The organism is Shinella sp. M31 (assembly GCF_049199205.1).
Classification (GTDB): domain Bacteria; phylum Pseudomonadota; class Alphaproteobacteria; order Rhizobiales; family Rhizobiaceae; genus Shinella.
Map to the genome: position 1 here is coordinate 20,327 of NZ_JBLZPH010000004.1, position 20,271 is coordinate 40,597.

Consider the following 20,271-nt stretch of genomic DNA (forward strand, 5'->3'; position numbering starts at 1 on the left):
CTGCGTTCCATCACAACGTTCGTCAAAAACGCCCCCGCACGGAGGCGCTGAACATGCGTCCTGGTCCGGGAACGAGTGGCGCGACATCGACGACCTCATCGAAGACATTCGATACTTCGAACGACAGTGAAAGGCGTCGGTCTTCCGATTCCCAGCCCGCGCCGACATCCGTGACAAATGCGTCCTCCATCCAAACGGTCTCTCCCGAGGCTCCGTGCACGTCCCGCGTGAACGAGACCCGCTTGCCGATGTAGCTTTCCGCAGCAAAGAACGTAAAACGCTCGGGACTCATATAACTGAAGCCGATACGGCCCGTATGTTCGGGCACCATCGGCAGCCAGTCATCCCAGCCGGGCGTGGGATTTCCGCTCCAGATGCGGGAATAGTTCGCGAAGAAGGTGACGCCCCCACCTATCCAGACGTTTGCATTCACTGTCAGACGATCAATCTGGGCCTCAGGGAACTGGAGAGAATACGAATAGACAGGCGCACCGACCGAAAGGTTTTCGATATCCTGATGCTGGTACTCGACGGCGGTGAAAAACCGTTCGGACCATTCCGCGTCCCAAAGCAACATTGCCGTCTTGGTCTCCCCGAAGGCCGGGGGATTGTCGGCTCTCAGCCCCACGATGGTGAGCGGTGAGAGCGTGCTTCGCTCGCTGAGCGGGGTGCGCTCCGCATAAGCCGCCCGTATATATTGCCCCTCCGTCAATTCCCACGCTACGCCGAGATGGGGATTGAAGCTCATGTCCTCCGTATCGTTTTGATGGTACCAATCCAGAAACAGGTTGGCTTCCACTTCGATCTCAGGCGTCAGCTCAGCCATACCGCCGATCCAGGCACGAACGTTCTCGCCTTGGACATGGGTGCTGCTCGTTGGAAAACGAACTTTGAAGGCAGGACTGTCGAGATAATATCCCAAATAGGAAGTCGAAGTCTCGAACTCCGATCGCCCACCTTCGATACCCCAACGCAACGTTACGTCATCAGCAACCTCAAAGAGATGAGATAGGCCGAGCTTCAATGAGAACTCGTCTTGCTCCACGTCCAAGTCATAGCCTTCCGCCGGATCGCGATCGAAATAGTAGTCCTGCAGGGCGTTTCGTCCGGATCGGTCAATGATGGAGCTGAACAGCCCGACATTCAGCACATTGTGATATGCGAACGTGTGGCTCCAGCCGAGAAACATATCGAGGCCATCGGCATTCAGCGTATCGCCACGCGTTACGTCCAGGCCATCGCTGATGGCGCCGTCGAAGGAAACGCCCCCTTCCACATGTACCCCATTCAGATATCCGACGATCCGATCGTCGGGTGTAAGCTGGGCACCGAATACCGTCAGCGAATTTATGTTCTGCGCGGTCTGATCGGCGAAGGACGGGTTCATGTAGGAATAGGTGATATCCGTCGTCAGCGCATAGGGCAGCGGATCATAGCCGAGCTTTTGGTAGCTTGCGGTACCCACCATCTGAACGTCGCTCCCCATTGTGGTCATTCCGATACCCACTTCGGTTTCCTCGAAGGGAAATCGGTAGAAGGCGGGGCGCCGGCGTGGACTGACGATTGCCAGCGGATCGAGCAAAGCCCCCTGGATGTAGCCTGAGAATGCCGCATCGTCGCCGGTATTGGGTTCCGTCACCGCGACGAGACCCGGGGCTGTGGCAAAGGGGGACACGCTTCCGGTCAGATTCTGGTCGAAGTAACTCGCGCCCTGGAACGGGTCGAAGGCGCGGTCGCCCCAATAGCGTGCCCAGGCATTGAGCGAGGCCGTTCGATAGATGCCGCCCAGCGTCGAGCCGAAATCGTCGCTGGCCTCGACCGAGCTGTAATCGCCGCCGCGCGCGCGGGCTCTGGCAACGGACTCCTGCCCCAGTTCGATTGCGCGGTCGATATCGTAGTCGTAGAGAGCCAAGAGGGCGCGGTACTGCGCCATGATGGGAGATGTCGGGTCCAGCATGTCAGCCAGCTCGAAGGACTGTGCGGCCGGCTCCATTTCCCCTCGCGCGGCATAGGTTGCCCCGAGTGCGATAAGACCCTGCCCGTAGGTCGGATGGGCGGCGGTGGCCCGAAGCATGTCCTCAAGGCCGCCATCCGGGTCTCCCGACTGGAGTTTGGCACGGCCGCGTTGATACAAGGCGAGTTCGAAAGAGGAATCGCCCGCCAGTGCCTGATCGACCAGGCGGCGCGCTTCATCATTGCGGCCAGTGCCCAGCAAAAGGCCCGCATAGCTCGCCAGGATTTCGGGCGCGTCGGGATCCAGCTCCATTGCTTTCCGATAAGCGGCCTCTGCCTCCTTCGTCGCCAGTCGCCCGATCTGCTCCTGTCCGAGGCTGAGCCAATATTCCCATCGTCCCGGGGCAAGAGCCGTCGCAGCTTCGAGATCTCGGACGGCACCACGGACGTCGCCTTCCACATGGGATCGATATTGCGCCCGGATATGGAGGAGCGCAGGATCGTTCTGATCGATCCGCTCCGCGTTGCGAATGGCACGCAAAGCTGCGTCGAAATCCGCTGCCTGCATGGCCCTTTCTGCGATAACGACCTGCAGCCGGACATCGTTGCTGAAACGCGGCTCTGCTGCCTGCAGCATTTTCAACGCATCTCGCGGAGAGTTCAGCATTGCCACGATCATCTCCTCGCCCATCAGAGATGCGAAGGATGAAGAGACACGTCTCGGCTTTGGATAAACAACGGTCGGCTCTGCGAGCGAGTGCGCGAAATAGGCGAGATATTCAGCGCTGATCCGGTCTTCGCCGGAAAGGCCTTTACGGGCTCTGTCCAGAAGTGTCGCCGCCTCGTCGTAACGCCGCGCGCCTGCGAGAAGTCTGCCTTCGATATAGTCCAGTCGCGCAAGCTGCGGGCCTGACAGCGGACCTGAACGGGCAGCGGCAATCACCCTGATCGTGTCGGCCCTGCTCTGATTTTCGAAGCTGGCCTCGACCGCTTCGACCCTGTCTTCGGCAAGCTCCGAGCTCTTCTGGGGCGCTCTCACCGCTTTGCCGCCCCTCGCACCGTCTGGGCGGGGCTTCACGATGCCGCTACTGCCGAAGGCATCGCGAAGGTTGAGATTGTAGAGCATCTGCTGCCGGATATCGCCGCCCGATACCATGATTTTCGAAGGCTTTGCTCCGAGGGTCGCAACCGCAGCTTCGCCCGTCCCAACGCTCACCAGACCGTCTGCATTGGACAAGTCGACCAAGCCTTCGATAACGCTGAGCGTTGTGCTCGTGGCGGCAACCGTCATCGCCCAGTCCGTTCCGCGGATCGCGGCGGTGGCAGCTGGCGTCTCCACGGTGACGCCAGAACCGCCACGGGCGGCACGGCCATAGAGCTGACCGCTTTGCAACTCCAGCGAAACGCCGCCGTCCGCGCGCACATCCTTCACGACAAGAACGGACTTGCGGCCCACCCGGATTTGGGTGTGGTCTGCAAAGACAAGAGCGATCTGACCGATATCGTTCGTACGCACGACATCGCCCGCCTTCACGTCCTGGCCGATTTCAAGCGGGCGAAGGGCGGCTGTCTCAACGAATTGAATGTCTTCGCCGGTCCGCGTTTGAACAATCTGTCCGCTTACCAGCGGCGTGCGCGGCTGCGGCTCCGCGAAAGCTGTCACCGGCGCAGCAACGCCCGTGAAGAAAAATACCAATCGTCTTGAAACAGGGTTCATGTGCTGTGCCGAGGGCCAAATTCTTGATGATAAAGCTGGCGCGTGAGCGTCAGAGATGATCCGATCCACATCAAGGCACCGGCACAGACGCTGGCGATCACGAAAAGCCGGACACCATAACGAGGGGGGTGTTGGCGCCGCCGCACGATCAAGGCCGCGTGGAGCGCGCCGGTATCCGTGGACGGTCGCCAGGCTTTCCCCTTCTGTCTTCGCGCGTCCCCGGCCAGGAGGCGTGCCCCAAATATATCCAGCCGCTTCAAAACAACCTCAACGCCTTTGCGGCGCGAACAATGAGTCCGCGCCTTCGTCGGCGACCTTATGAAGGGTCTTGAGAACCGTCTTGGGCGGTGCCGAACAACCTGTGCACTGGCCGAACCACGATCGCAATTTTGGCTGCATCCCGGCTCGGATCCGGTGTCGGCGTTGCAGAATTTCATGCGCGAAATCACGGTCTGCACGGAAAGCATCTACCTCTTCAATGCCGTGGCGCGGACATCAGATGGGGTCGCACTGAAGCGCTTGCGAAACGCCCGATTGAATGTCGAGAGATCGGAAAATCCCGCTTCATGGGCAACGGCCGCGATTGTCACGGCAAGCGCGCCTTCGCGCAATAGGCGGAAGGCAAGATCGAGCCGGTTGTCGCGGACAAATTGCGAGAATGTCGTCCCGTCCATTTCAAACAGGCGCTGGACGTAGCGCGCGGTAACCCGGTGACGCTGCGCCACCGCATCCACCTGCAGATGATGGTCGGTGAGCCGCTCGAGGATGTCCTTCTTGATGAGCTTCAATCGCGCCGCGGCAAGACTGGTTCCGTTGCGGTCGGCGCCGCCGCGCACGAAACCATCGAGGACCAAGGCGGCAAGGTCGTAGAGATGACGCGCAGCCATCTCGCCGGCCTTGAGCGATGCCGGCGGATGTGTCCGGACCATATCCGCATAGGCCCTCAGAAGCGGCATGGCAGCCACCGTCGGCGGCAATATGTAGAGCGCTTCCAGTTCGACCCGCGGCGCCAGTCGCGCCAGAACGCGATGGTCGAGCATCAGCACGTCGGCGACCGCGTTGCTGTTGTATTGGTATTCGGAATGAATGGCCTCGCTGGTCATGGTCATTCCACCCGCGGGAACCTTGATCGCGCCCTTGCCTTCGATGGAGACTTCGAAGTCGGCATGGTGCAAGGTCAGCATATAACGGTCGCGCCCATCGCCGAGCAGGTCGCGCGAGCGCCGGCCATGAATGGGGGGAAAGCTGGCACGCCCGACGCTCAATTTGTCGGGTAGCTCCAAAAACGCCAGGTCGACCCGCTCGTCGTCCCTGCTGAGCAGGCGAAAATGTTGTCCGCCGATATGACGGCCGACGAAATCGTGCAGGAACGCCATGCGCTCCCGGTAGGATACGTCCTCGGTGGACAGGCGTTGCATCGTAAAGGGGCCGCTCGTCATCAACTCCTCGTTTTTGGCCGAAACCATAGGAGAGCGATGATGAGGCGTCTTGGGCGCTGGCGAACAACATTTGCGCCCAGCGAACTGGAATCTATTCGAACAGATTGCTGGCCCGGATCTGTGAGGGCGTTGTGCCGAAACGGTTGCGGAACGCCCTATTGAACGAGGCTATGTCGGAAAAGCCGGCGTCGACGGCAATGGAGGCGATCGTATGAGATTTGCGTCCGGGGCTTTCCAGAAGAGCGAGGACGAGATCCAGCCGCCGTTCCCGGACAAAATCTGAAAATGTCGTTCCATCATTCTCAAACAGGCGCTGAACATAGCGCGCCGTAATGCCCTGGCGCCGGGCGACCGCGTCGATATGGAGATATGGACTGGAAAGTCGGTCGAGAATGTCCTTCTTGATCAGTTTCAGCCGTGCCGCCGCGATGCTATTTTCATTGCGCTCCGTCCCGCCTTTTACAATCCCCTCGAAGAGCAACGCAGCGAGATCATAGACATGGCGGGACGCAATCTCACCCGCTTTGAGCGAGGCTGGCGGACTTCGCCGTAGGGCTTGTATGTAAGAGACAAAGAGCGGCAGGGATGCATGCTCTTGAAATCACATAGCTGGCTTCCAGCTCGATACGCGGCACCAGGGCTGCGAGCAGTCGTCGATCGAGCGACACCACCTCGACCGAGGTCTGTTTTCCCAGCCAGAACTGCGAAGCGATCGCTTCGCTCGTCACAATGGCATCGCCTGCGGCGACCTTGATCGGGGCCTTGCCGTCGATCGAGATTTCGTGGTCCTCGGTGTGATAGGTCAGCAAATAGTGGTCACGTCCATCCTGAAGCAAATAGGGCGTGCGTGCGCCATGCATCGGAGTGTAAATACCACGACCGACGGTCAATGCGCCTGGCAGAAGCATGGCCTCAAGATCAATCATGACATGGTCGCTGTCTGCCGGACGAAATTCCATCCCGCCGACATGGCGTGCCACGAAGTCATGGACGAAAGACAACCGATCTGGACGCGGGACATCCTCCGACCGCAGCCGCATTAACGGGAAAGATATTGCTGCCATTCAGCAAACTCTCGTGACAATGTGATCTTATGGAAAGTCCGTCCTATATTTCCTCGCAGACGCAGCTAAATACAAGCACCATACCCGCTGGCATCGCTTCATGATCCCACCTGTTATAACGATTTCAACGGGTTGCCATCACCGAGCCATCCCGTATTCTCCGCTGAAGCTGAAAAGATGCTGGTGAAGCCTGTCGATCACTGCCGCCCGAGGGCTGGCGCGCCGCTCGATCAGGCCAATCTGACGATGGATCTGCGGCTCGCCGAAAGGGACTGCCACGACTTCACCGGCCGTTTCTTTCAAGGCGCTCCAAGGCGCGATGGAGGCGCCGAGACCATGCACGACACAGGCAACGACGGCCGTGATCGTGTCGATCTCCGCAATCACGTTCGTGACGATCCCGCTTCTGGCGACTTCGGTTTCTCACCTGGAGCCCGCTTCGTCTTCGTTGGGCGCCCCGGCATATCGAAGACTATCGAGCCTCTGGTGGCCGAAATCCATCGAGACATGGCGCTGCTCGGCCTATCGAGCGTTGCCGACATCGACGAAGATTGCCTCGTCTCTCGTGGCCGAGTTGATCGTTCGGGTTAGATGGAGACCCGGGCAACGCTGAGCCCCAGCTCAGCCTCTTCAGGCCTGTGTCAGCAACGACGCCGATTGCGTGTCCCTGGATGATCGCAAAGGACCTGTCGATGTATGAACTCGATGCCGCCCTGACCGGATGGATCAACGCGTTGGCCGGCAATGGTTTTGCCGATCGGGTCATGATTCTCGCCTCCGCCTGTGGCGTACCGCTGCTGGTCATCGCCGTTGCTGCCCAATGGTGGATCGGCACGGAGCGCGTGAAGACCCGCCACGCCCTGGTCGCCACCGGCCTTGCATTCCTTCTCGGCCTCGCCATCAACCAGATCATCCTTTTGGTCGTCGACCGCATCCGTCCCTATGACGCCGGCATCACTCGTCTCCTGATCGAGCGCAGCGGCGATCCTTCCTTTCCCTCCGATCATGCGACGGCGGCATTCGCGATCGCGGCCGGCTTTCTGCTGCATGGCATGGCGAAACGCGGCCTCGTCTTTCTCGCGGCCGCCCTTCTCATTTCCCTCTCGCGCGTCTACATCGGAACGCATTATGTGGGCGATGTCATGGGCGGGGCTCTGACGGGCGTGGCGGCGGCGCTTCTCGTCAAAGGTCTCTACAAGCCGGGAACGACCGTGGACCGGTTCATCACCGGCATTCTCTGAGCGAGGAGGAGGGGCTGTCGATGGCGTGGATCGAAGCGATCACGGCTTTTATCGGAGCCTATCCGCATCTTGCCTATGGCCTGGTCGCGATACTGGCGCTTTCGGAGTCCTTGCCGCTGCTCGGCGCCGTTATTCCCGGTACGGCAATCATCGTCGGGCTGTCCGTTCTCGTGCCCTCGGGCGTGCTCAGGCTTTCGCCGCTTCTCGCCGCCGTCACCGCTGGCGCGATCATCGGCGACGGCTTTTCGTTCTGGCTCGGCTATCGTTATCACCGTGGCATCGCTGCCCGCTGGCCATTCAACCGCTATCCGGCGCTGATTGAAAAGAGCGAGGTCTTCTTCCGGCGTCATGGGGGGAAAAGCGTCTTTCTCGCGCGCTTTCTGCCGGGTGTGCGCGCCTTCGTCCCGCTGGTCGCCGGCATGCTGCGTATGCCGGCCGGGCGCTTTTATGTCGTCAACATTCTGTCGGCCGCCATCTGGGCGCCCGCCCACATCCTGCCAGGGGTTTTCGCTGGCGCCTTCGCGGCATCCGCGGGCCCGGCAGGCAGACGGCTGGCCGTACTCGCCCTGCTCGCCGTGTTGTTGACGTGGGTAGCGCTGCGGCTCGTGCAATATGTGCTGCGCCGTGCCGCACCGCTGCTGGAAGTAGCGATCGGCAGGCTTCGCGACTGGGCCGGCCCCCGCGACGATCTCCTCGGCACTTTCGTCCTCATGCTGGTCAGCCCGGCAAAGAGCGAGCCGCCCGTTCTCTTTCTGCTGGTTGTCATTTTCCTTGGTGCTGCCTGGCTGTTCCTCGGCTTGACCGAGGATGTGGTGAACGGCGATCCGCTGGTCGGTTTCGATCAGGCGGTATTCCAGTTTTTTCAAAGCCTGCGCACGGCCTCCGTCGATAATGTGATAATCGGCATCACCGAACTCGGCGATACCGTCGTCGTTGTCGCAGTCTCCGCGGTCGTGCTCGGCTGGCTTCTCCTGCGCAGATCCTGGCGGACAGCGGGCTACCTGCTTGCCGCCGTCGCTGCCGGCTCGCTCTTCAACACGCTGATCAAGGTCGCCATTCACCGTACCAGGCCCAGCCCCGATCTCTATGCCGGCTGGAGCAACTTCTCCTTCCCGAGCGGGCATAGCACCGTGAATGCCGCACTCTACGGTTTCATCGCCTTCCTCGCCTGCCGGCATCTCTCCATGGTCGGCCGAATGGCGGTTGCTGTGCCGACCACTCTGTTCGTCCTGGCGATCGCCGTCTCACGGGTCTATCTCGGCGCGCACTGGTTCTCCGACGTCTCGGCCGGCCTGACCTTCGCGGCTCTCTGGCTTACGGTGTTGATGATCGCCTATCTCAATCATCGCGCTTCGGACGAACCGACCCGCGGCATCCTGATCGTGGCGGGATCGGCCCTGTTTCTTGCCGGCGCGGCCAATATCTGGTGGCATCATGCCGCCGACAGCACGCGCTATGCCTCAAGATCGCAGCTCCAGACGATCACAAAGCAGGATTGGCAAAACGATGCCTGGCGCTCGCTGCCGAAGTGGCGGGTGGATGCGACGGGAGAGCTGGAAGAGCCCTTCATCCTGCAATGGGCGGGGGACCTTGCAGGGCTTGAAACGCGGTTGAACGCCAAAGGTTGGCATCGACCCACGCCCTGGACCCTGGCGAGCGGGCTGGCCTGGATGAGCGCGCCATCCGATCTCCGGTCTCTCCCCTCTCTGCCCAGGCTGGACCGGGGAACGTTGCCCTCGCTTGTCCTGGTCAAGGAGGGGCAGGCGCCGGGACGACTCGTTTTGAGCGCGTGGCGGGCGGACGCGAATATCGTGGACCGCGGCACCCAACCGCTCTGGCTCATCTCGGCGGTCGAGGAGGCCCCTAAACAAATCGCTTTCGGCCTTGGCCATGTGGCGGCGGGTGATGCGTCCGACACGGCGCGGGATCACTTGAAAGGGGATCTCGAAGGCGTGTGGATGGTGGAAAAACAGATGGTTTCACCATTGGAGAATAGGAGTGGATTTATAATTCTGGCTCAAGACGCCAGCTAAGGTTCGGGTTGGTTGCGATATTTTTAGACCATATGGGCAAGGCACAAAACGTGCTAAGCGCCTGCCGACCAGGAACAGGAGTGTCATCGTGAGTGAGCCGACCGTAGCAGAAGCAACGAACCATATTTATCAATCGCTCGAGGCTGATAATGCGGATATTGACCACCGCATCGCGGCTCTCAAGGCGGCGTTGGCACGAGAGGGTTTGAAAGAGGCCGTGTTCGATCCGGCTAGGCTCCCGCACGGCAACCGTTCGGGCAGAAAGCTGATGCAGGCCTACTTCCGCCAGCGCGGCGTAACGGTGAAGTTCTCGGCTTCGTGAAGCGCACCGTGACCGCAAGCAGGAAGGAACAACCATTGTGCGTGTGACGAAACTGCATGCGAGAGCATGGATTGCGCTTGCCTTCCTGTGCCATCCGATAGGGTTTGGGGTTGCCAATGCCGAAGACCCGCCGGCCGAGCAGGATGCATTCCAACTGACGCCACAGATACTGGCCGCGCTTGCCGAATGCCGTGCGCCGCGCGACGTTCTCGGCGAGGCTGGAATGGCGCTCTTCATGGGAGGAGCGACACCAGGATGGCTCACCGCTGTCGAGAATGACGGTCACGACGGAATGATGGGGCTGGAAACCTTCGATCTGAAGGAGCCGATCACGGTGTTCGGCGCACCGACAACCCGGATCTCGTTCCTCCAGGAATGGGTCGTAACGGAGCGAGATTATGATGCCGCCCTCGTCACAATCCGGAACGAGGGCATGAAGCGCGCGCCGATCAAGCTGACGGAGCAATATTACCACTTCGTCGATCCCGAAGCCGGACCGATGATCGGCGCGTTTGCTCCAACCGACGATGCGCTTTCAGTGATGCTGGGCATGCCGGCCGAGACCGGCAAGCCCAAGACGATGTTTATAGGCTGCAACTACACGGTCGCTTCGCAGGACGAATTCCTCGATGCAGCCGGCAAAGCCGACGCCATGGCCGGTGCTGCGGGACAAGACATCGAAAACATGCTGGAAGGGGAGCCGTAAGCACGCCGTCAACGCGTTCCGCGAATTTTCAGCCAACGATCCAGACTTCAAGTGCTCCGTCCGGGATGCTTCCGTCATCTTTCGACAGGAGGCGACGATGGTCGTGGATTTCAATGAAGGGAACGGGAGCGAGCGTGTGAGCCGCGAAGCAACCGTTCGGCTTGCATGGTTGATGCAGAAGGCGCACGCGCGGGAGGCCGCTTTTAGATTGCTGACCACCATTCATGCGAACCTCGCTTGCCTTGACAGCATGTCAAAGGTCAGTCGGCGGAACTCGGTATCCAAAGGGGGGCGTGGCGTCGACGGTGTCGATCATTTGCACGGCTTTTCCCAGAGGTGCTTTGAAGATTATGCGCTTGGCCCAGCCGGCGCAGACGATTGCCTCGCTGTTATGCGGAAGCCGCGCCCATTCTCTCGTCACAATGATATTTCGCTGTCTATTTCGCGAGCGTGTAGTCCGTGCCGAACAGATCCGCCGTGCAGGTAAAACGGCCCGTATCCGTGCTGCCGTTGAAACGCAACCGGAATAGCCTGTCAATCTCGCCTGGCTTGGCGCCGGCGTCTGCCGCCAGCGAGCCATCGAGGAAGAAGGTCGAAAGCAGGCTCGCGTCTACCCCCTGCACCTGACCTGTCGCCGGGTCGAGGCCGGCATAGGTGCGCAATGCTCTCATGACCTGCGCGCAGGCATCGCGAGGTGTCGCGCCGCTCCGGGCGAGGATGTCGAGGAGGCGCTGGTCCAATCCCTCGACGACGCACCCTATGGCGACGATATCCTGCGGCTTCTTTTCATCTGCTGCCATCGCGATCTGCCGGTGACACAGCAGATCGCGCTTGCGCTACGCGTGGTGTCGGGGCTGAGCGTGGGCGAGATCGCCCGCGCCTTCCTCGTCGGCGATGCGGCCATGGAACAGCGCATCACCCGGGCCAAGCGCACGATCGGCCAGGCTGCCGTGCCTTTCGAGACACCATCGGCGATTGTCCGCGGCGAACGGCTGGCGACCGTCTCGGCGATGATCTACCTGACGTTCAACGAGGGCTACGCCGCCTCCGTCCGGGAGATCGGGCGTAGAGAGCCGCTATGCATCGAGGCGATCCGCCTCGGTTGCCTCCTGCTCCGTCTTTTTCCCGAGGAGCCGGAGGTACTGGGCCTGACGGCGCTGATGCTGCTCCAGCATTCCAGGGTAGCGGCGCGCTTCGACGATGCGGGAGCGATCGTTCTCTTGGAAGATCAGGACCGTCGGCTGTGGGACCGCGCGGCAATCGCCGAGGGTGTTGCTCTGACCAACCGCGCCTTTCGCCTCCATCGGCCAGGCCCCTATCAGCTCCAGGCAGCGATCGCAGCGCTTCATGCCAGCGCGGCCAGTTTCGAAGCGACCGACTGGATACAGATCGAGCAGCTGTACGGTGTCCTGTTCCGGCTCCAGCCGACCCCGGTGATCGCCTTGAACCACGCGGTCGCCATTTCGCATGTCCGCGGGCCGGAAGCGGCGTTCGCGCTTGTCGAGACGCTCGCCGATTCGCTCGCAAGCTACTTCTATTTTCATGGCGTGCGCGGCTATTTGCTCGAACGTCTGGGACGCGAGAGGGACGCGCGCGAGGCCTATGGGTTGAGCCTCAGCCTGGCGAACAGCGCCGCGGAAGCTGCCCAGATCCGAACCTATCTCGACCGGCTCAGGTAGGATGGGCGAGCCCTATCGGATTGCAAAAAAAGCACGCCCGTATCCGTTACATAAGCGTTCGTGAGCCGTCGCCGGTTCGATTCTCTTCAAGAGCGAAAACACGCAACTCGGTTTAGTCGTTTCGCTCGGCTTCAAGGTGAACTCGACCAGGACTTGTTCCCTAGACAAAGGCCAGCCCCCATAAGCCCGTTCAATGCCTCATTGATGATCTCGGGCTGGTTCCCACCGCGAAAATGGCCTTGATGGTGCAGGAACATCGATCTTCAGTGGCCAGTTCAATTCCGCCACACGCGATCTCGTCAGAAGCCGCGCTTCGCCAGCGAGGCGTTTCAGGTATTCAAACGATTTTTCTCCGGTAGGCAAAGAAGGTGAAAGAACGTCCTTTGCCGATAGTCGTGCTCTTTGGCGCGACCATTTCCCAAAGCAGCGTTTTGGGCGAAAATTACCGTTCGATACTAGAATCCAACCACCCGCTAACGTTGCAATAGCGCTCCCCATTTACTATCAGTTAACCAAAACCTGATCTCATTCGGCGAGGTTTGTTTTGCGTCCTTTTCAGCCTCTTAATACGGACAAGGACGATGCGCGAATTGCAGAAGGCAACAAGAAGCCCAAAATTAACTCCGGTTGCCCCGATTCGCGGAGTCCATTTTTATCTATCGCCGATCCGGGAGGCCGGCGCATGGGTCTTTTCCTCATCAATGCTTGCGCGACCCGCGTTCAACCCCGCCGCCGCTGCCGGACGGCATAATTTGCTGCTGCCGCGCGTCGCATTGCTTGGCTGCCTAATGGCCGGCACTGCACACCCTGCATTGGCGCAGACTGCCTGGACCGGAGCATCGGGTAACGACGACTGGTTCGATGCCGGAAACTGGGACACTTCGGCCGTGCCGGATGCGTCGACCTCTATAGAGGTGAACCCCGGCAATGCCATCATTTCCGGCAGCGCTGCCGAAGGCGACACGGTCACAATAGGGTCCGGCGGTACTTTGACCGTGACGGGGGCGGGGTCCACATTGACGACCACGGAAACCCGTGCGGATGGCGGGGCGTTCAATATCGAAAATGGCGGTTTGGTCTCCAACAGCTACGGCATTGTCAACGGTGTTGCCACCGTGTCGGGAGATGATGGTGGCGGGAACGCCTCGACCTGGATCAATAACAGCTATTTCTTGGTTGGCGAAAGCGCCACTGGCACGCTGAATATCCTCAATGGCGGCAAGGTTCTCGTAAACGCGGATGCCTATCTTGGGTCATTTTTCCACGGCAGCGCACTGGTTTCCGGGAACGGTTCATCCTGGGAAAATACAGGACGGCTGACCATCGATAATGGAAGTTTGCTGATTGAGGATGGCGGGCGTGTCTCAAATACCCTGGCTATCATCGGCGACTTGAATGTCGCGGATGCGGTTGTCACCGGCGGAGCCTCGACATGGGTCAATTCCGGGCAACTTACCGTCGGCAGTTATGCCGTAGGTACCTTGCTGGTCGAAGACGGCGCCACCGTCACGAGTTCCCAGGGCTATGTGGGAGCCGGTGCCGGCAGCGTCGGAACCGTTACAGTGACGGGAAGCAATTCGAGCTGGGAGATGGCGGACTTCAACCTCGTCCTGGGGAATTTCGGCGTTGGCTCGATGACCATCGAAGATGGGGCGCGCGTTTTTGCGAAGACGGGCGTCCACCTCGGCATTTCAGCGACAGATGCTCGTGGGACGTTAAGTGTCAACGGAACGCCGGGCGCGCGCGGGATTCTGGAAACGCTTGGATTCCGGGGCGGCCTGGGGACCGCTGATCTGACAATTGATGGCGGTGTTGTGCGTGCCATCGACGATAACGCCTCGTTCTTTTCCAACTACGGCAGTCAGCAGGTGACCCTTGGCGCCGGCGGTGGAATCATCGACACGAATGGTCACGACATCCGCATCACGCCTGTAATTGCCGGCGTGGGCGGTTTGACCAAGGACGGCTTGGGTACCCTGACCCTGACCGGTGGGAACACGTTCGGCGGCGGCACCACAATCGTCGAAGGCATCCTGCAGCTTGGCGACGGGGGAACGACAGGTTCGATCCTTGGCGACGTTACCAATAACGGTATTCTCGCGTTCAACCGTGCGGATGTCGTGACATTCGACGGCGTCATCTCGGGCAACGGCGCGGTTGAGAAAGCCGGTTCGGGTACCACGATCCTGACGGCAGACAACAGTTATACCGGCGGCACCACGATCACGGCCGGCACGCTCCAGCTGGGTGATGGCAACACGACCGGCAGCATCCACGGAGATGTCACCAACGACGGCGTGCTGGCGTTCAACCGCTCGGACAATGTGATTTTTTCCGGCCTGATCTCGGGCAACGGCGGGATTGAACAGGCCGGCACCGGCAAGACGACGCTGACCGCCGACAATATCTTTGCAGGCAACACCACGATTGCCGACGGCACGTTACAACTGGGCAATGGCGGCACCACAGGATCCGTGGCCGGGAATGTTACAAACGACGGTATGCTGATCTTTGATCGGTCCAACACCTTGGTGTTCGACGGCGCCATCTCGGGCGGCGGAACGATGGTCAAGAACGGCGCCGGGGTGCTGGAGCTGACCGCGAGCAACAGCTATCTCGGCGCCACCGCCGTGAACACCGGGACGCTGTTGGTCAACGGCGACCAGAGTGCGGCGACCGGACTGACCACGGTGAACAGCGGCGCCACGCTCGGCGGCAGCGGCACGCTGGGTGGCGACGTAACGATCGCCGATGGTGCTGTCCTGGCGCCGGGCAACAGTCCCGGCACCTTGACGATCAACGGCGACCTGTCGCTCGCCAGCGGCGCGACATTGGACTACCAGTTCGGCGAAGCAGGCGTGGTCGGCGGCGCCCTCAACGATCTGGTCAATGTCGGCGGTGACCTGATCCTGGACGGGACGCTCAATGTGTCCGTATCGTCCGGCGGCACCTTCGGCAGCGGCATTTATCGCGTGTTCAACTACGACGGCACGCTGACCGACAACGGACTTGAACTCGGGACGATGCCGTTCGGCAGCGACACCATCGTGCAGACGGCGGTGAACCACCAAGTAAACCTGATCAATACGGCAGGGCTGGACCTGAGTTTCTGGGACGGTGGTGCCGGCCTCAAGAATGACGGGACGATCGATGGTGGCGACGGCGTCTGGCATGTTGGAGGCGCCGACGACAACTGGACCGAGGCGACCGGTACGATCAATGCGCCCTATGAGAACGGCAGCTTCGCCGTCTTTGCCGGCGCGTCCGGCACGGTGACGGTGGACAATAGCGACGGCGCTGTGAAGGTTGCCGGCATGCAGTTTGCCACCGATGGCTATGCGGTCACCGGCGATGCGCTGACGCTCGTCGGGTCGCAGGCGACGGTTCGGGTCGGCGACGGTACGGCGACAGGTGCGGGGTACACCGCCACCATCGACGCGGAACTGACCGGCACCAGCCAACTCGTCAAGACGGATCTCGGCACGCTCGTGCTGCGCGGCACGAACACCTATACCGGCGGCACGGCGATTAACGGCGGCACGGTGCGGATCGCCTCCGACGCCAATCTCGGTGACGCCGCGGGTGGTTTGTCGTTCGATGGCGGTACGCTCAACACCACCGCCGACATCACCTCCGGCCGCAGCGTGGATCTGGCTGGCGCAGGCACATTCCTGACCAAAGCAGGTACGACGGCGACGCTCACCGGCAGTGTGAGCGGCGTCGGTTCCCTGATCAAGGATGGAGCGGGAAACCTCGTCCTCTCCGGCAATGCCACGCAGACCGGCGGCACCACGATCACCGCCGGAACGCTGCAGGTGGGTAACGGTGCCACCTCGGGGAGCCTCGAGGGTAATGTTACGAACAACGGCACCCTGGCGTTCAACCGCTCCGACGACATTACCTTCAATGGCACGATCATTGGTCGCGGTTCTCTCAACAAGCTTGGTTCGGGTACAACAACTCTGACCGGCGACAGCAGCTATAGCGGCGGCACCACGATTGCAGACGGCGCGTTACAACTTGGTGATGGCGGCACGACGGGCTCGATCCGGGGCGACGTCACCAACAATGGCATCCTGGCGTTCAACCGCGCGGATGTCGTGACATTCGACGGCGTCATCTCGGGGGCGGGGGGTGTCCATCAGATCGGCAGCGGGAAGACCGTTCTTACTGCCGACAACACTTATACCGGCGGCACCACGATCGCCGACGGCACCTTGGAACTCGGAGACGGTGGCACGACGGGCTCGCTTGTGGGCGACGTGACCAACAACGGCACTCTGGCCTTCAACCGCAAGGATGTGGTGACATTCGACGGTGCGATTACCGGAATCGGTGGCATCGACCAGATCGGCATGGGAACCACCATTCTCACGGGCGACAGTTCCGCCCTGACGGGCAGTTCCCAGATCCAACAGGGAATTCTCTCGGTCAACGGTGTTCTGGGCGGATCGATGTCAGTCAAAGGCGGGCGACTTCAGGGCATTGGACAGGTAGGTGAAACCACTAACTTTGCCGGAGGCACGATTGCACCCGGAGATTCGATCGGCATGCTCACCGTCGCCGGCGACTATGTCGGCCGCGGGGGCACGCTGGAAATCGAGACCGTACTTGGCGATGACAGTTCCGCCACCGACAAACTGATCGTTACCGGCAACACGTCGGGCAACACGAATGTGCACGTGATCAACCTCGCCGGTGCCGGCGCACAAACCGTCGAAGGCATCAAGATCATCGATGTCGCCGGCGTCTCGGATGGCAGCTTCACGCTTCTCGGGAACTATGTGTTCGAGGGCGACCAGGCGGTGATAGCAGGTGCTTACGCATATCGCCTCTACCAAGGCGGTGAGAGCACACCCACCGACGGCGATTGGTATCTGCGCTCGGTCCTGAATGCCGAAACGCCTCTCTACCAGCCGCTCACTCCGATCTACGAGGTCTATGCAGACGTGCTGCAGAGTTTCAACCAACTTGATACGCTGCAACAGCGCCTTGGCAACCGCTCATGGTCGAGCGGCGCGGCCGTGGCGAACTCGGCGGTCGATGCCGACAATGCGGGACGCGGCATGTGGGGGCGGATCCTCGGTCGACAGGTTAGCATCGACCCAAGGCGGTCGACTGCAGGCGCGAACTATGACGTAGACATCTGGCAATTGCAGGGCGGGGCCGATGGTGAGCTCTATTCTGGAGATTCGGGTGATCTGGTCGTTGGTTTTTCCGCGCGCTACGGCACGATCTCCGCTGATGTGTCTTCGGCTTTCGGCGACGGTTCGATCACAAGTACCGGTTTCGGCCTGGATGGGTCGATGACCTGGTACGGGAAATCCGGCCTTTATCTGGATGCCCAAGCGAGCACCACCTGGTACGACAGCGACCTTTCCTCTTCCGCGCTAGGTACTGGCCGGATTTCGGGTAATGATGGTTTCGGCTTTGCATTCGGACTGGAGGCAGGACAACAGATTGCGCTGGGCGCCAATTGGTCAGTGACCCCGCAGGCGCAGCTGACCTATTCGAGAATCGACTACAACGACTTCACCGATCCCTTCGGCGGTGCGGTTTCGCTGAAGGACGCGCATAAGCTCAGAGGGCGTCTCGGGATTTCTGCCGACTACGAGGACAGCTGGGCCGACAGAAGCGGCCAGACACGCCGTCTCCACGTCTATGGCGTTGCGAACCTCTACTACGACTTACAGTCGAACTCCGATGTCCGGGTTTCCGGTATCAAGTTCGCGACCGAGCAGGAGGCACTCTGGGGCGGGCTCGGTTTAGGGGGCACCTACAGTTGGGGCGATGATAAATATGCCATTTATGGAGAAGCCACGGTCGACACGAGCCTGAATAACTTCGGACATACCCATACCCTGACAGGGAGAATGGGTCTGAATGTCAAATTCTAGGCTGCAAATATGACTCGTCACGGAGACAAAACCTCCTAAGCGGCACATCGATGCGCAAAAGCAGCGATGTCGCCGATACCCATCTTTCTCTGAGGTTTGTCCGCCTCGGAGCGACGCCATTGCTACCTTGAGCTTGATGGCGTGGGAGGCACTGCGACGCGACGGGCTATTGCGGCCGGCGGCGACCGAATGGGGCCATCCCATATCGATCCTGTTCATCATCACCCTCTGGATTTGCTTATGCCCGGCGTCGCACTTGATGTCGTCACCTTTAAGCCTAACCAAAGCCGCGCCGCTGCTGACGGCGGGTCGCAACTGGCCTTCTGGCCGTGACGGCAATTAAAGCCCAGGGTTTGCTAGGCGATGGGACGCGCAAGGAAGGGTGGTCCTTTATGAACGCGCTTCACCTGATATTTACGGAGACAGTGTAATCACAATCTTTGTTGGTAGACGAAAGGCAAGAGTTTATCGCGGCGTAGGGTGAGGTATGAGCTACCAGAGCGTCATCGGACTGCTAAATACGAGCATGTCGGCAATATTTTGCGTGTCGCTGTTCGTTCTGTGGCGCCATCATAGCCACCTTAAATATATCGGAATATTAGTTCTTTCTTATGTGATAAGAGTTCTTTGCTTTAGCATATTCTATTTTGCCTTCGCGTTCGAGAACCCTGTATTGCGGCTGCTGGCTAATGTCTTTCTGATGTTGGCAATGATATTTTTGTCCGTCGGGTTGTCTAACCGGCGCGGGAAAAGGCCTCGATATCGTGTCCTCGTGGCTATAGCTGCAATAGCGTTGGGAGCGCTCTATTACCATCAGTTCGTAACGGTTAGCCTGCTTGCGCGCGTTATTTATCTCAATTGCGGGCTCGCTGCCGTCGGTTTCGTCATGCTGCTTGACGTTGCAAAGCTCTCACAGCGAACTCCGGTCGAACAAGTGCTATTCGGCCTTATAATCATTTCGTGTGCGGGTTTCCTGCTGAGACCCCTGTATTTACTCGCGTCCGGTGTCGAAGTTGGGCAGTTCGAAGGAAGTTATTGGCTGGTCGTCTCGATCTCGGATGCCCTTATCTGCGCAATGACAGCCGTGGGCATATTCGCGGTGATCGCGAGCGATGTCATGGAGGGGATAAAATCGGACGCTCAAGTTGACGCTTTGTCCGGCTTACTCAATCGCAGGGGTTTCGAACCTCGTGCGCGCGATGCGCTGGCGCGACAGACCGTCAGCGCACCGGTCGCAGTGATTCTGAGTGACCTTGATCACTTTAAGTCGATCAACGATCGCTTCGGGCACGTCGGCGGCGACAGGATTATCCAACGTTTTTCAGAAGTCCTCAAAGAAAAAGCCCCGCGTGACGCAATTATAACCCGCCTTGGCGGCGAGGAATTTGCGGTGGTGCTTCCACCCGGCAAGACCACTACCGCGCACCTGTTAGCCGAAGAGGTTCGGAAGGCATTCAAAGAGGTCGCACCGGCAGTCGTTTCGGGGGAGGCACATCCGACGGCCAGTTTCGGAATCGCAATCGCGCAGGAGGGTGAGGGCCTCGAAGCTCTGATGGATCGTGCCGATCGTGCACTTTACCAGGCCAAAGCTGACGGACGTGATTGCGTTCGACCCGTTGGCCAATATTCGAGCGCTGGGATGGCGTTCAGTTGAGAGACCTAACTAAGTCTGCTAGTCGCCAATAAATCCTGATTATCGACGGGGTTTACCCAAATTTCTGACATCACCGCAACCGACGCATTGCCTTGCGAGCTTGGCGGCCTCTGTCCTGGGGGCAGTGAGCCCGGCATTTGCACAGGTTCCGGGAAGCCGATTCTCTTTCGAAATGCCCGCGTATTCGATGGAAGTTGCAGCCCCTTGATATCTGGGCAGGGCGTCCTCATCAAGGATAGCCGGATCAGGGCGCTTGTTCGGCTGCGGATACCGTTTCGAACGCCCGTGTGATAGATTGCAGCGGGCGCACGCTGATGCCGGGGCGTGATCGACGCCCATTGGCATTCGATTCTGGCGGGGATTTGCAGTCGCTGCAATGACCGCCGATATTCCCTATGTGCATCTCGCTGCGGCACAGGAATGTGCGCAGCAGGAACAGATTGAGGAACTGCACGAGGCGCGACAAACGGCACGGTTTGCGCGAAGGGCGATTATGGCGTTGCCGTTATTAGCACCCGCGGCCCGGGTTGCCGCTTGCTATGAGCTATGCCTCCCTAGAGAAGGTC

The 20,271-nt window shown here is 60.1% G+C and carries 12 protein-coding genes and 1 pseudogene; 7 read left to right on the forward strand and 6 right to left on the reverse strand.

All coding sequences use genetic code 11. From position 1 onward, the window contains the following. Positions 1–22: 22 nt before the first annotated feature. The 5 genes from ACOZKU_RS00600 to ACOZKU_RS00620 all read right to left on the reverse strand — a co-directional run bounded on the left by ACOZKU_RS00600 (position 23) and on the right by ACOZKU_RS00620 (position 6,572). Positions 23–3,670 carry a TonB-dependent receptor domain-containing protein gene (locus tag ACOZKU_RS00600; RefSeq protein ID WP_421577209.1) on the reverse strand — a complete coding sequence of 1,216 codons (3,648 nt, stop codon included), beginning with the start codon at positions 3,668–3,670 and terminating at the stop codon, positions 23–25. 467 nt (positions 3,671–4,137) lie between these two features. Next, entirely contained in the window at positions 4,138–5,109 is a 972-nt protein-coding gene (locus ACOZKU_RS00605) for a helix-turn-helix transcriptional regulator (protein ID WP_421577210.1), read from the reverse strand. Positions 5,110–5,200: 91 nt separating this feature from the next. Next, a complete protein-coding gene (locus tag ACOZKU_RS00610; RefSeq protein ID WP_421577211.1) occupies positions 5,201–5,590 on the reverse strand; it encodes a helix-turn-helix transcriptional regulator in 390 nt (129 codons plus the stop codon). A 34-nt stretch (positions 5,591–5,624) separates the two neighbouring features. After that, entirely contained in the window at positions 5,625–6,173 is a 549-nt protein-coding gene (locus tag ACOZKU_RS00615; RefSeq protein ID WP_421577212.1) for a hypothetical protein, read from the reverse strand. Positions 6,174–6,311: 138 nt separating this feature from the next. After that, the gene (locus ACOZKU_RS00620; protein WP_421577311.1) at positions 6,312–6,572 is read right to left on the reverse strand and encodes a LysR substrate-binding domain-containing protein; all 261 of its coding nucleotides are present in this window, start codon (positions 6,570–6,572) and stop codon (positions 6,312–6,314) included. A gap of 293 nt (positions 6,573–6,865) precedes the next feature. Between ACOZKU_RS00620 and ACOZKU_RS00625 the strand changes: the two genes are divergently transcribed. The 4 genes from ACOZKU_RS00625 to ACOZKU_RS00640 all read left to right on the forward strand — a co-directional run bounded on the left by ACOZKU_RS00625 (position 6,866) and on the right by ACOZKU_RS00640 (position 10,475). Beyond that, the gene (locus ACOZKU_RS00625; protein ID WP_421577213.1) at positions 6,866–7,414 is read left to right on the forward strand and encodes a phosphatase PAP2 family protein; all 549 of its coding nucleotides are present in this window, start codon (positions 6,866–6,868) and stop codon (positions 7,412–7,414) included. Between the two features lie 20 nt (positions 7,415–7,434). Further along, positions 7,435–9,447 (forward strand): VTT domain-containing protein, encoded by a 2,013-nt coding sequence (locus ACOZKU_RS00630; protein WP_421577214.1) that lies wholly within the window; start codon positions 7,435–7,437, stop codon positions 9,445–9,447. Positions 9,448–9,532: 85 nt separating this feature from the next. Next, complete coding sequence (locus tag ACOZKU_RS00635; RefSeq protein WP_421577312.1) at positions 9,533–9,769, forward strand: hypothetical protein; 237 nt, start codon at positions 9,533–9,535, stop codon at positions 9,767–9,769. Positions 9,770–9,992: 223 nt separating this feature from the next. Further along, positions 9,993–10,475 carry a hypothetical protein gene (locus ACOZKU_RS00640; RefSeq protein ID WP_421577215.1) on the forward strand — a complete coding sequence of 161 codons (483 nt, stop codon included), beginning with the start codon at positions 9,993–9,995 and terminating at the stop codon, positions 10,473–10,475. A 437-nt stretch (positions 10,476–10,912) separates the two neighbouring features. Here the strand turns inward: ACOZKU_RS00640 and ACOZKU_RS00645 are convergent, their stop codons facing one another. Then, positions 10,913–11,275 carry a hypothetical protein gene (locus ACOZKU_RS00645; protein ID WP_421577216.1) on the reverse strand — a complete coding sequence of 121 codons (363 nt, stop codon included), beginning with the start codon at positions 11,273–11,275 and terminating at the stop codon, positions 10,913–10,915. On the opposite strand from ACOZKU_RS00645, the pseudogene ACOZKU_RS00650 reads away from it, so the two are divergent. The 3 genes and pseudogenes from ACOZKU_RS00650 to ACOZKU_RS00660 all read left to right on the forward strand — a co-directional run. Further along, positions 11,189–12,154, forward strand: a pseudogene (locus ACOZKU_RS00650) (RNA polymerase sigma factor); the annotation flags it as partial. The gene ACOZKU_RS00645 and the pseudogene ACOZKU_RS00650 sit on opposite strands and share 87 nt — an antisense overlap. 581 nt (positions 12,155–12,735) lie before the next feature. Beyond that, the gene (locus ACOZKU_RS00655) at positions 12,736–18,051 is read left to right on the forward strand and encodes an autotransporter outer membrane beta-barrel domain-containing protein (protein ID WP_421577217.1); all 5,316 of its coding nucleotides are present in this window, start codon (positions 12,736–12,738) and stop codon (positions 18,049–18,051) included. A 487-nt stretch (positions 18,052–18,538) separates the two neighbouring features. Beyond that, positions 18,539–19,705: a diguanylate cyclase domain-containing protein gene (locus tag ACOZKU_RS00660; protein ID WP_421577218.1), complete on the forward strand. Its 1,167-nt coding sequence runs from the start codon at positions 18,539–18,541 to the stop codon at positions 19,703–19,705. Positions 19,706–20,271 lie beyond the last annotated feature (566 nt).

Bases quoted from the DNA above. Each gene is read 5' to 3' on its own strand.
- ACOZKU_RS00640 (WP_421577215.1), top strand. From the start codon at position 9,993: ATGGCGCTCTTCATGGGAGGAGCGACACCAGGATGGCTCACCGCTGTC.
- ACOZKU_RS00605 (WP_421577210.1), bottom strand. From the start codon at position 5,109: ATGACGAGCGGCCCCTTTACGATGCAACGCCTGTCCACCGAGGACGTA.
- ACOZKU_RS00625 (WP_421577213.1), top strand. From the start codon at position 6,866: ATGTATGAACTCGATGCCGCCCTGACCGGATGGATCAACGCGTTGGCC.
- ACOZKU_RS00630 (WP_421577214.1), top strand. From the start codon at position 7,435: ATGGCGTGGATCGAAGCGATCACGGCTTTTATCGGAGCCTATCCGCAT.
- ACOZKU_RS00660 (WP_421577218.1), top strand. From the start codon at position 18,539: ATGAGCTACCAGAGCGTCATCGGACTGCTAAATACGAGCATGTCGGCA.
- ACOZKU_RS00615 (WP_421577212.1), bottom strand. From the start codon at position 6,173: ATGGCAGCAATATCTTTCCCGTTAATGCGGCTGCGGTCGGAGGATGTC.
- ACOZKU_RS00645 (WP_421577216.1), bottom strand. From the start codon at position 11,275: ATGGCAGCAGATGAAAAGAAGCCGCAGGATATCGTCGCCATAGGGTGC.
- ACOZKU_RS00655 (WP_421577217.1), top strand. From the start codon at position 12,736: ATGCGCGAATTGCAGAAGGCAACAAGAAGCCCAAAATTAACTCCGGTT.
- ACOZKU_RS00600 (WP_421577209.1), bottom strand. From the start codon at position 3,670: ATGAACCCTGTTTCAAGACGATTGGTATTTTTCTTCACGGGCGTTGCT.